The sequence below is a fragment of the Chloroflexota bacterium genome, assembly GCA_016197225.1.
Lineage (GTDB): Bacteria > Chloroflexota > Anaerolineae > Anaerolineales > VGOW01 > VGOW01.
This window is the reverse complement of sequence record JACPWC010000056.1, coordinates 110,856-123,359: the sequence shown is the minus strand read 5'-3', so window position 1 is coordinate 123,359 and position 12,504 is coordinate 110,856. Positions and strand designations below refer to the sequence as shown.

Genomic DNA, 12,504 nt, shown 5'->3' with positions numbered 1-12,504 from the left:
GAGCAATCTAAAATCGCAAATCCAAAACCCAAAATGGAGATGAGATGGCAATTGACCAAAAAATCGAACATTTGCGAAGTTTGCGTGAGGAAGCGAAACTCGGCGGCGGGGCGGATCGCATCGAAGCCCAGCACAAGCGCGGGCGGCTCACCGCTCGCGAGCGGCTCGAACTCTTGCTCGACCGCGGCTCGTTCCGCGAAGTGGATGCCTTTGTCACCCACCGCACGCACGACTTCGGGCTGGACGAGAAGCAGTTTCTCAGCGACAGCGTGGTGACAGGCTGGGGCACGATTGACGGGCGGCTGGTTTACGTCTTCTCGCAGGACTTCACCGTTTTCGGCGGGAGCCTGGGAGAAGTTCACGCCGAGAAGGTATGCAAGATCATGGACATGGCCGTGAAGACGGGTGCCCCGGTGATCGGGTTGAACGACTCGGGTGGGGCGCGAATCCAGGAAGGCGTGGTCTCGCTCGGCGGCTACGCCGATATCTTTCTCCGCAACACCCTGGCCTCGGGCGTCATCCCGCAAATCAGCGCCATCATGGGGCCGTGCGCCGGCGGGGCGGTGTACTCGCCGGCCCTCACCGACTTCATCTTCATGGTCAAAGGCTCGTCGTACATGTTCGTCACCGGGCCGGACGTGGTGAAGAGCGTGACCGCCGAAGAAGTGTCGTTTGAAGATTTAGGCGGGGCCAGCGTTCACAGTTCGGTGTCGGGCGTGTGCCATTACGTGGCCGAGAACGAGGCCGACTGCCTGTTTCTGATTCGCAAGCTGTTGGGCTACATCCCGCAGAACAACATGGAAGACCCGCCGTTTGTGAAGAGCATTGACGATTCTCTGCGTGAAGATGCGGCGCTCGATTCCATCGTTCCCGAAAACCCGAACAAGCCCTATGACATCAAGGATGTGATCACCCGGATTGTGGACAACGGCGAGTTTTTTGAGATTCACGCCGACTACGCCCAGAACATCGTCGTCGGCTTCGCCCGGTTGGGCGGCCACAGTGTGGGCGTCATCGCCAATCAACCGGCGGTGTTGGCCGGAGTGCTCGACATCAACGCTTCGGAGAAAGGGGCGCGTTTTATTCGCTTTTGTGATTGCTTCAACATTCCACTGGTTACGTTTGAAGACGTGCCGGGCTTCCTGCCGGGCGTGAAGCAGGAACACGGCGGCATCATTCGTAGTGGCGCGAAACTGCTTTACGCTTACTGCGAAGCCACCGTGCCCAAACTCACAGTGATCACCCGCAAGGCTTACGGCGGCGCTTACGACGTGATGAGTAGCAAGCACATTCGCGGCGACCTCAACCTGGCCTGGCCGACGGCGGAGATTGCGGTGATGGGGCCGGACGGGGCGGTGAGCATCATCTTCCGCAAAGAACTGGCCGAGGCTGAAGACCCCGTTGCCAAAAAAGCCGAACTGGTGCAGATGTACCGCGAGAAGTTTGCCAACCCGTACGTGGCCGCCTCGCGCGGCTACATTGACGACGTGATCGAGCCGCGTGAAACCCGCCCGCGCCTGATCAACGGCCTGGAACTGCTGGCCCACAAACGCGACAGCAACCCGCAGAAGAAACACGGAAACATTCCGTTATAGAAAAAATCTTATCAGGAATAACATTATGACGCTCCCCAACCGCGTCCTTCGCGAAGCATCCCGGTGGGGCGCGGTTGCCCGAAGGGGCCCGCGAGGACGCGGGCTATGAGCTTATTTCCGATAAGGTCTAAAATAAAAACCCGTTTTCCGTAGCCAGGAAAACGGGTTTCGAGACGTAGCTCTGCCAAGACCTGCCGGGTCGCTTGCGCGAAGACCCGGCAGGTCTTACCCGTTAATTAGGCCAGGCCAGACCTTCCACGTCGTCGTAGGGGATGGTGATGTTCTCGCTCGTGACCACTTGCTTCAAATTCACGTCATAAGCGTAGATCGTGAACCCGTGCACGCCGAGCGCCAGCAGGCCGTCGGGCCGCATGTCAACAGCCTCGGTCTTGCCGGGCAGGTTGCTGGCGATCTTGGTCACGGTGTTCCCGCTCGGGTTGTAGACAAGCAGGTCGCGGTTGGCAACCATGTACAACAGTGTGCCATCGTTGTTCCAGGCAATGCCTTCCACGTTCTTGGTTGCCATCGTTGAGGCAAAGACCAATGTGCCCTGGCCGGTGGCAGGATTGATCGTGATCAGCCCTTGATTCTTGGCCCAGCCCCACAGCGTCCCGTCAGGTTTGAAGGAGAGGCCCGGCACGTTGTTGAAGCCGGTCGGGCCGACGAGCGTCAGCAGTCCGGTTTGCTTGTCTACAGTGTAGAGCCGCCCGCCGTTTTCAGAGCTGGCATACAGAACGCCGGTGGTCGGGTGAAGGTCAAGGCCTTCGATGTCGTAACCAACTTGCACCGGGCCGAGCGGCATGACAACGTGGGTGATCCGGTCAACGGTGAAGAACTGCACGCTCTCGCTCATGTTCTGCACGCCGTAGATCAGGGTTTCCACTTCGTTGACGGTGATGGTGACGATGGCCGTGTTGCTGTTGGTGAAGCCGTCGTTGGCGGCGTAGGTGAAGGCGTCTGTGCCGTGAAAGTCGTCGGCTGGGGTGTAAGTGAAGGAGCCGTCGGTGTTGAGCGTCACCGTGCCGTGAGTCGGGGCGTCCACCAGAATCGCGGTGAGGGGATCGTCGTCGGCGTCACCGTCGTTGCCCAGCACGCCCGGAGCGGCCACTGTCAGCGAGTCATTCTCGTCCACCTCGTAAGCATCATCCACCGCCGCTGGGGTGTTGTTGATCAGAGCCAGCGAGCCGGTGGCCGTCGAGGGCGTGTAGCGCGCATCGTCGAATACGAGCGTTTCTTCGGTGCTGAGGGTGATCGCGCCGCTGAAGTAGGCGTTGACGGTGTAACTGCCAAACGGCAGTGGCACGTCGCTCAAGACGGCCTGACCGGCGTAGTCGGTGATGACGGCGGTATTGTACGATCCTGACTCGCCGGTAATCACAAAGAACACGGTCTCTTCGGCCAGATGGTTGTCGGCGGCGTCGGTGAGCGTTGCCGTGATGAGCGGGCCGTTGCCCAGGTGGCTGGTCGCCGAGGCCGGGTTAAGCGTGAGCGAAGTGGCCTGCTTAGTGATGGTGAAGGTGAGCGGCCCGGCGAAGGACGGTTGGTAGAGTTCGGTTCCGAGGAAGGAGGCGCGCAACTCATCATCGCCGGGGAGGCCGTTGAGGAATATGGTGACGGTCGCCCGGCCATTTACGTCGGTGACGGCCCGCCGCCCCTGGCTGCCAAGATTGAACTTGACCAACTGCCCAACCAGTGGCGCGCCGTTGTTGGTGAGCACGGCGCTGAAGGTGGCCGAGGTGCGGTACGGGCCGGACGAGGCCGCCGGGGTTTCGAGGACGAGCAGAGTTGGCTCGGTGGGGGCCAGGTTGATGCTGTAGTAACGGCCCAGGTTTGTCATCAACGTCACCAGGCCAACGCCGTTGGCGGCTTGCGCCACGAAGCGCACGTCTCCGGGCGGAGTGCCAACGAGGTCGAGCGTGCCCTGCCACGTCTTCGAGTCAGTGGCGCTTCGAGTCAAATCAAGCGATTGCCAGGTTCCGGCAAAGGGGCCGCTGAGGGCGGTGTAAGTGACCCAGACTTCCTGAACGCCGGCGGCAGGCTCGCCCGTGACCTGGGCGCTAAAGATCATGTTCCCGCCGGACACGGTGGCAACGATGTTGGTGATCGAAGGCGGCTCAGACAGCGCTGGGACGTTGCCGGAGAAAGTCTGGGTGTTGTTGCTGTAGTACAGCCGGAAGTTCATGTTGCCGAACTGCCGCAACGTGCCTCTGCCGATCAGCGAGGCCGGGTCGGACTGGAACTGGGCCGGGGTGACGATGAGGCGGGTGGCCCCGTTGACGTTCGTCAGGGCGGCGAAGTAGTTGGCGCGCCAGGGCTGGATCGGGTAGAACACATCGTAGAAGGCCGGGGCATGAACGCCGCGCAGTTCGGTGGATGCCGCGCCGGTGAGCGGCAGGATGTTCGCCAGGTCGGAGTAGGAGCCACCCCGGAAGCCCACGCCGCGCAGAACCGTGCCGGGCACAGTGACGTTGCGAACTTCGGCGGGCAGAACCGGCTCGGCCGGGTTTGACACCACGCCGTTGCCGCCAGAAAGATAAGTGGCGTCGTAGGTTTGCGTGGCGTTGGTCGGGTCTTTGAGGGTGACCGTGTGCGGCGTGAGCGTCGAAGTCACGTTGACATCGGCAAACTGCAAGCCAAGCGTCGCGCCGGGGTTGACGGCGAAGGTGTTGGGCGCGGCGACGATGGAAGCGTCACTGCTCGAGGGCAGGCGTTGGCCGGGCATGTTCACGCTCAACATGGGCAGGCCGAAGAGGGTGGCTTCGAGCAGGGCCTTCTCGTGGATGCCGCGCAGTTCCGGCGTGCCCGCCAGGTACGCCTGTTTGGCCGCCACCAGCGCCTTGCCCACCGCCACCGGCCCGGTTCCGGTTCGCAACGCCTGGCTGAATTCCAGGTAGAGCCGCTCGCTGTATTCGACGAAGTCGGTGTCGCCGTATTGATAGCCGGTTCCGGCGATCAGGGTTGCGCCTTTTCGGGCGAACGTCTGCGCCCAGTCTGGCTCGGCGGTAACGCCGGCCACGTTGTGCTCGTTGACGATGTTGTAGCCGGCGTGACAACCGGCGCTGAAGATGATGCTGTTGGTGAAGTCGGTGCTGGAAGCCGCCACCTCCGTCGTCAACAGCCGCGTCTTGTAGTCGGCGGCCAGGGTGCTGCTGGCGCTGAAGTGGCCGGCGAGGAAGATCAGATCGTGGCGATTGGTCAGAAGCGCCGTCTTCAGTTGAGATGCCGTCCACGAGGCCGGGTCTGTCGGGGAAAGCGCCCGGTCGGCAATGAGCGTGTCGGTGGTCGCCCCCAAACCCAGCCCGGCGGCCAGTTCACTCTGAACCGCATTCGCGGCGTCTTCGAGGAAGTCGTAGCCGGTGACGAGCGACGAGGCCGGTTGCGGCGCAACGCCGCCGCTCGTGGCGAGATAAGCGTCGAGCATCGTGGCGGCATCAGCCGCCGTTTCCACCAGGCGGCCAATCGCCAGGCCGGGCAGCGGGAAGGTGTTGACCTTCGTCGAAAGTTCGAACGGCGCGCCGTAGCCATCCTGGCTGAGCACGTAACCCAGCTTGAGGCTGGCCTGCGAGGAGGTGGCATCCTTCACCGGCGGCACGTAGTTCTGCTCGTTCGCCAGCAACGCCTGATCGGGATAGCGGAAGAACGGGATGGTGTTGTCGTGGCCGACGATGACCACATACTCCAGCGTGTTCAAGGCGCGGTAGCTATCAATGATGTTCTTGATGGAAGACGCCACCAGATTCTTAGCGTAGGGGCACTCAGGGTGAGCGTCGGCTTGAATGTTGGCGGCGGCCACGCGGGCATCGGCTCCCACGTCCACGATAACACCAGCCACTTCAGGATGAAGCGTCGGGTTGGCAAACTCGGCCAACTTCGCTTGCAGGGCGTTTTTCTCGTCCACCGTGCCAGCCGTGCGGGCCAGGTCGGTGAGGATGATGGTCTTGTAGCTGCCAGCCACGCCAGCCAGCGAGTTGGCCGGGAGCGTCGGGCTGACGGCGCCGCACGAGCCGGTGAGCATGATTACTTGCAGATGGAAGGGCGCGGTCAGGCTGAACGCGCCGTTGCGGCCACGCACGCGCACGTAAAAATCGCCGGCGTTGTTCCAGGTGTTGAGGCTGAGTCCCTCGCCGCTCGTGCCGTCAAACGCCGAGACGCCAATGAGACTGCGGCTCTGGGCGCTGGAGAAGGCCGCTGGGTCGGGGCTGAAGGTGTCCGGGCTAAACGTATCCGGGCTAAACGTATCCGGGCTGAAAGTATCAGGACTAAACGTGTCGGGGCTAAACGTATCCGGGCTGAAGGTGTCTGGGCTAAACGTGTCCGGGCTGAACGTGTCGGGACTGAAGGTGTCCGGGCTAAACGTGTCGGGGCTGAAGGTGTCGGGACTGAATGTGTCCGGGCTAAACGTGTCGGGGCTAAACGAATCTGGGCTGAAGGTGTCGGGCGCATACTCGGCGCCGAGCCGCACCAGGTCTTGCGGTGAGGCGATGGTTTTGTATGCGGTGGCGATGTCTTTGTAGAGGGTGAGGTCGTAGTTGGCGGGCAGGCCGGTGAGGGTGACGATCACCTTGCTCCCCGGTTGCACCGAGAACTTGTACCAGCGCGACTGGCCGGGCAGGTCAACAAAGTGATCGGCTGGCGCTGAGAGCGGGTCGCCGCCGAGCGTCAGGCGAGAAGCGCGCGTCCAGACATCGTTGCCCAGGCCGGCGACCACACACTGCGAGAACTCGGAGGTGTTGCCGCCAGGATCGGTGGCAGTGGCCGTGACAAACTGGCCGACGGCGACCGTCGAGGCAATGGAGGCGCTGAAGGTGGCGTCACCCGTCGCGTCGGTTGTGGTCGTCGTTGAGCCGAGGAAGGTTTGGCCTTCGCCAAAGTTGGAAGACTCGCAAACCGGGCTGGCGAAGAATTCAATCGTGAAAGCAGTGTTGGCGGCGCTGTTGAGGCGGCCTTCGATGCCAATGTTGCCGCCGCTGGGAATGGCGCGAGTGAGGGTGGCAAAGTTTTGCAGGCCGTTCGCGCCCGAGTCGGCGTCATTGGTATCGTTGGCCGTCGGGCCGTCGCCACCCAGGTCAATGCCCGAAGCGCCATTGTCGAAGATGCTGTTGGCGCGCAGGGCGTTGCCTACGCCGGAGCTGACGCGCACGCCGTTTCCGTTGAAGCGGGTGATCGTCAAGTTGCGGATAGTGCTGTTGCTGGTGGCGAGGATGAAGCCGTTCGCGCCGGTTCCAGCGTTGAAGCCGTCCAACACGACTGCGTCGGTCGTGCCGTCAACGACGACCGGGTCGGTGATCGTCGGCAGGGCCGAAGTTGGCTGAATAGTGTGCGGGCCTGCGCCGGGGATGTTGAAGGTGATCTGATCGGGCGTTGCGCCGTTGGTGCGGATGTTGGCGGCGGCAATCGCTTCGCGCAGAGAGCAATGATTGAAGGCGCACAGGCCGTCGCCGGGGTCGTCGGTGGTGTTGACGACGAAGGTGGGGCCAGGCTGGGCGGGGTTTTCAAATTCGTAAGCGCCAATGTCGCATTTTGCGCCCTGAGGCCGGGTCACGCCGCGCTGGTCGGTGGCCGGGCAACCGGTGTTCGTTCCGGCGTCAATCGCCGGGCTACCAGCGGGCAAAGCATGAGTGGCGGTGTTGCCGCCGTTGTTTTGCAGGGGGCCGAGGTTGGGGTTCACGCCGAGCAGGTTGCCGGTGCTGACTCCGGTGAGGGTACAGCCAGTCGTGAATTGAATCAGGTTGTTTCCCTGAGAGGCGATTGAACCGGAGCAGTCGCGATGTTTGGTCGAGGCGCTGTTGTCGTTGTTGCCGGCGATGATCACATTCTTGATGTAAACCGTGCCGCCGTAGCGGGCCAGGCCACCGCCGTTGCCGGAACCGTTGGCGTCGAGGTCAGCGGTGTTGTTGGCAATGGTAACGTTGGTGAGAGTCGCCGTGTCGCTGTAATTGAAGAGACCGCCGCCGTCGGTTTTGGCGGAGTTGCCGCTGATGGTGTCGTTGATCAGGGTGAGAGTTCCGGCGTTGAAAATGCCGCCGCCTTTGCCCCCGGATTTATTGCCCGAGATGGTGCTGTTCTGAAGGATGAGGACGCCTTTGTTATGGATACCGCCGCCGCCATCATCATCGGAGATGTTGCCGTTGCTGATCGTGACTCCCGAGATGGTGACGGTCTTGCCAATGTGAATTTGAAAGATGCGGTCGGTAAAGCCGCTGGCGGCGGTGATGGTGGCCGGGCCGGTGGTGGTGATGGACAGGTTGCTTTTGATGTCCAGGTCGCCGGTTGAGGATGCATCTTCGCTACCGGAGTCGGTGCGGGTGAGGGTGTAGGTTCCCGTCGGGAGGACGATGGTGTCTGTTCCGCTCCCGGCCGGGCATTCGCCGGGTTGACTGCTGGAGGCCAGGTCCTTGTTGGCGGCAATGACGGCCTCGCGCAGGGTGCAAAGGCCGTCAGTGTTGATTTTGTCGAGAGGGCTGTTGACGACGATGGTAGTGGCGCCGCTGGCCCTGGAAGTCATATAGACGGAAAACTGAAGCGACAGGACGGCGACCAGAAGGGCCGTTGCGCCCGCCAGACGCATGGCTAGCTTTGTAAAGTTTTTCATGTCTCTCTCCTCAATCCTATTTTCGAACTGCTCACCCCCCGCAGGATGAGACCCCGGTGTTCGCTTCTTAGGAAGAAGCGATACTGAATTGAACTGGCATATACTCAAAAAAGGGTAAAGGAAACATCAAGGGAAACTGATAGTAGATAAACTTTATCGGAAATTGGCTCCCGGCCCGCGTCCTCGCGGGCGGCCCAACCACGAGGACGCGGTTGGAGCGCGCAAAAGGTTATTTCCAATAACGTCTATAGTTTCTCCCTGATTGCGGCCTCAACTGCTTCACATCCGTTCTATACCGTTCAAACCCGGTTCAGGATATGGGCGGTTGGACAGGAGATTAGGGTGATACGCCCTTACTCTGGCAGTTTCACAATATCATGTTTGAGCTTCGCCGTCTGTATTTCAGGACACAGTTTGCGCCCCGGTTGAGGAAGGTTGAGGGTGGGGAATGAGAAACCGGCGTTGGGATGCGCCGGTTTCTCTGAACGTGGCTAGTTTTGCAGGGCGTATTGAACTGCCTCTGGCAGGGTCAAGGCCCGGCCTTTGTCTATGAGGCTGTTCCAGGCTGTTTCATCGAGCGCCTGCCGGGCGTTGGCGAGCAGGGCTTCGAGCTTGTTCTTTTCGGCGGGGGAGAGGGGGGAGCCAATGGCTTCCCGTAAGCCGGCGGCGGCGCCCACCAGCCGAAAGGCGCGTTCGGGCTGGCCTTCGAGCGAAGCCAGGCCGCCCATGTCTTCCAACAAGTAGGCTGTTGCCCAGCGGTCGCCCAGTTGGTTGTTGATGGTCAAACTTTCCTGATACATCGAGCGCGCCGCCGCATAATCGCCTTGAGCGCGGGCGACATTGCCGAGGTTGTTGAGAGAATTCGCCTCGGCCCAGCGGTCGCCGATCTGGCGGCGAAGAGTCGCCGCCTCTTCGTGGCGGGCGCGGGCCTCGGCGTAGTTGCCCTGATCCAGGGCCACGTTGGCCAGGTTGTTCAGCGAGTGAGCGATGGCCGAGCGGTCTCCGACTTCGCGCCGGATGGCCAGGCCTTCTTCGTGGTAGGCGCGAGCCTGTTCGTAATTGCCTCCCAGGCGGGCGATGATGCCCAGGTTGCTGAGCAGGCCGCCGATGCGCGTTTTATCATCCAACTCCTGCCGGAGGACAAGGCTGGCTTCGTAGCGGGCCTGAGCCAGGTTGTAATTGCCCTGTTGCGCGGCCAGCGACCCGGCGTAGTGAAGCACCTGGGCTACCCCGGCCCGGTCGCCCAGGTCTTCAAAGATGGCTTGCGCTTTCGCCAGCCAGTCCGAGGCTTCGGTGTACTGGCTTCGTTTGCGAGTGAATTCGCCGATCACAGTCTGGCACTGGGCCTGGGCGCGCCGGTCGCCCAACTGCTCGGTGAGGGCCAGCGCTTTTAGATACGAGTCGCCCGTCTCTGCCCAGCGGCCAACCAATTCCAGCACGCCGCCCAGTTTGAGCATGACAGGCACCTGTTCTTCGGCGGTCAACAGAGGCAGAACCTGTTGGTAGTAATCAATCGCCCACTTGTTGTCGTAGTTAGCCTGGGCGGCCTCGACGGCCTTCAGCCAATACTCGCGCTTCTTGGCCGTGTTCTCGCTTCGCCCATAATGAAAGGCCAGGGGGGCTACCCACTGCTCCAGCACTTTGCTGAAAGTCCGCTCGATGTATTGGGCGATCTGATCGTGCAGAGTGGCTCGCAAGGCATAGGGCAGACTCTCGTAGGCGACTTCGTGAGTAATGATATGTTTAAAGAGATATTCAAGCTCAGGGTCGGGTGTGTCGAGCGGCGTTAAATCCAGGCGGCCCAGGGCTTCAAGGTTGGCTCGCACTTGTGGCTCGTCGCCCACCAACTGGGAATAAGCGCCCCAGAGCATGGCCGCCTTAAACTGCCGCCCGATGATACTGGCCACTTTGATCGTGCTCTTCTGATCTTCGGTAAGCTGGTCCATGCGGCTAAGGATCAGGCTGTGGAGGTTGGCCGGGAAATCGAGTTGTTCCAACGCCTGACTGTTGCGCGGGTCAATCTTTCGATCTTGGAGGTAGTTGAGCAGTTCTTCAATATAAAACGGGTTGCCTTGCGCCTTGTCAGTGATTTTGCCGATGAAATCCTGCGGGATCGCCGTCTGTGCGCCGAAGAACTGTTCCAGCTTCAAGCTGATCAGCCGTTCAGCTTCCTGAGGCGTGAAGTCGTTGAGTTTGGTTTCGCTGAAATGAGGCAGTTGGCTCACCCGCAGAGTCTGGCCGCTCTGCGAGTCCATCGGGCGATAACTCATCACCAGCAAGATAGGCAAATCGGCGATGGCCCGTCCGATCACTTCCAGTAGATCGTTCGACAGAGGATCGATCCAGTGGCAATCTTCCAGAACCAGGAAGAGAGGGCCGAACCTGGCCCGCCCCCGCAAACAATCGGCCAGCAGAGCCTCGCGTGAGGTCTTGCGTAATTTGGCGTCGAAGTCGCGAGTGAAATCGTCGTCAGGGATGGGCAGATTGAGGGCCGCGTCGAGCAGGGGCAGGCGGGGCGTGAGAGCCGGGTCAATCATTTGCAACTGCCGCCTCAAGGCTTTCACTTGTTGCGCCAGGTCCCACTCCGGGTCAACGCCAAAGAAGCTTCGCCAGATCGAGTGCCAGACCAGGTAACTGGTGTTGGTTCCATACGACAGACATTCGCCGCCGTAGCCGGTAAGCTGATATTCATTGGCCAGGCGAATAACCTCAGCCATCAGCCGCGACTTGCCCATGCCGGCCTCAGCGGTGATGCCGGCAATCTGACCGTGCCCACGCATGACCTGCGCCATCTTCTGCTCGATGGCGGCCAGTTCTTCGGCGCGGCCCACCATAGGAATGGTGTAGTTGATTTCCTGAAGCCGGACGGCCTGGCGCGCCCTCTGGCCGCGCAAATTGTAAACGTCCACCGGCTCGGTCTTGCCCTTGACTTTGATGGCCGCCAGACCCTCCCAGTTGAAATCATGGCTCGCGCTTTGTTGCGCCCCCCGGCTGGCCAGAATTTGCCCCGGCGCCGCCGCCTGCATTAATCGGGCGGCCAGGTTCACGTCATCGCCCAGCACACCGTAAGTGCGGCATTCGCCACTGCCATAAGCGCCGGTACGCATTCGGCCCTGGCTGATTCCAATTTGCACCGCGCGAATGTAATTCAATGACGGGAGTCGCAGTTCCAGCGCCGCCGAAGCCGCGCGGGCGGCGTCATCCTCGTGGGCCAGCGGCGCGCCAAATGCGGCGTAGAGCGCACTGCCTTTGTCGCCGATGTTCACATTCATCAGCGCGCCCTCGTAGCGGGCAAAGACGCTCTGCACTTGCCGGATGTAAGCATTGAGCTTGTCTCCGGCTTCGTCGTCGGCATCGTAATCAATGCCGCTAAAACGCAAAAAAAGGGCCACCGCCGGGCGCAGTTCGGCCAGGAACTCGCCTTGCCCGCCCATCAAGCGGGTGTAGACGGGAGGCAACAGCCACGGGCGGATCTGAGATTCATTGAGGGCGTCGGTGGAAAGCGCCGGCCACGGGGAAGCCGCCACGTCGTTGGTGAGGCCGGACACGACTGCCGGGCGCTGGCCCGGCGACTCGTCATAGCTCCGGGAGGCAATGCGAACCAGGTTTCCCAACGCCTCGGCGGCGGAAGAGTGAAGCACCACTTCACCCTTCCCGGCCTGCTTCTCGGTGGCAGACAGGTTGTCGAGCGTCGTCCCGGCCAGCACGTCCATCACCTGGATAACGGGGTCGCCCACGACAAAGCGCCGGGCCGGGCCGGTGGCCACGGCCACCTTCACCGCCAGCGACACTGTTCGCCCGGACGGGATCGTCACTTCGACGAACGCGCCCATGGCTTTCTGCATGGCCAGCCCGCAGGCTACGGCTCGCTGGGTCGCCAATTGAGTCGTCGTTTCAGCGCCATCGAACCAGCAGGTGATGGCGTCGCCGGTGAAGCTGATGGCGCTTCCACCGTAGCGATGCAGTTCGGCGATCAGGGCGTCGTACACCAGATTGAGGTGGCGGCTCAACTCCTCAGCCCCGCGTTGCGGGCCAAGCTCGTTGGCCAAGGCTTCGGTCAGGGCGGTGAAACCGGAGACATCGGCGAAGAGGGCGGCGCCATACGCGCGATCAGGCAGGGCAACGCCTTTGGCTAAGGCTTGCCGTCGGTCCATCGGAATATAGACGCTCAACGTGTCAATCATGGCCTGATTTTGATTGTCAATTGTATCTCAAATGGCAAAGAGTGCTACTGTGAAATTAGTGGGTTGTCGTCTCACAAAAAACAGAGCGAAGAGTGTTGCGCAGGCTCTCCGCTCTGTTCACTAAAGTTGCTGA

The 12,504-nt window shown here is 61.4% G+C and carries 3 protein-coding genes; 1 reads left to right on the top strand and 2 read right to left on the bottom strand.

Annotated elements, in window-relative coordinates:
* Nucleotides 1-50 precede the first annotated feature (50 nt).
* Nucleotides 51-1,595, top strand: a complete 1,545-nt coding sequence (locus HYZ49_09285) for an acyl-CoA carboxylase subunit beta (GenBank protein MBI3242471.1) — start codon at nucleotides 51-53, stop codon at nucleotides 1,593-1,595.
* Between the two features lie 232 nt (nucleotides 1,596-1,827).
* On the opposite strand, the gene HYZ49_09280 is transcribed toward HYZ49_09285, so the two are convergent.
* Together HYZ49_09280 and HYZ49_09275 are read right to left on the bottom strand one after the other, a co-directional pair.
* A complete protein-coding gene (locus tag HYZ49_09280; GenBank protein MBI3242470.1) occupies nucleotides 1,828-8,187 on the bottom strand; it encodes a cadherin-like domain-containing protein in 6,360 nt (2,119 codons plus the stop codon).
* Nucleotides 8,188-8,678: 491 nt separating this feature from the next.
* Nucleotides 8,679-12,371, bottom strand: coding sequence for a tetratricopeptide repeat protein (locus HYZ49_09275; protein MBI3242469.1), 3,693 nt, complete (start codon nucleotides 12,369-12,371; stop codon nucleotides 8,679-8,681).
* Nucleotides 12,372-12,504: the final 133 nt, after the last annotated feature.

Coding starts and splice junctions, on each gene's coding strand:
- HYZ49_09275 (MBI3242469.1), bottom strand. CDS start 12,371: ATGATTGACACGTTGAGCGTCTATATTCCGATGGACCGACGGCAAGCC.
- HYZ49_09280 (MBI3242470.1), bottom strand. CDS start 8,187: ATGAAAAACTTTACAAAGCTAGCCATGCGTCTGGCGGGCGCAACGGCC.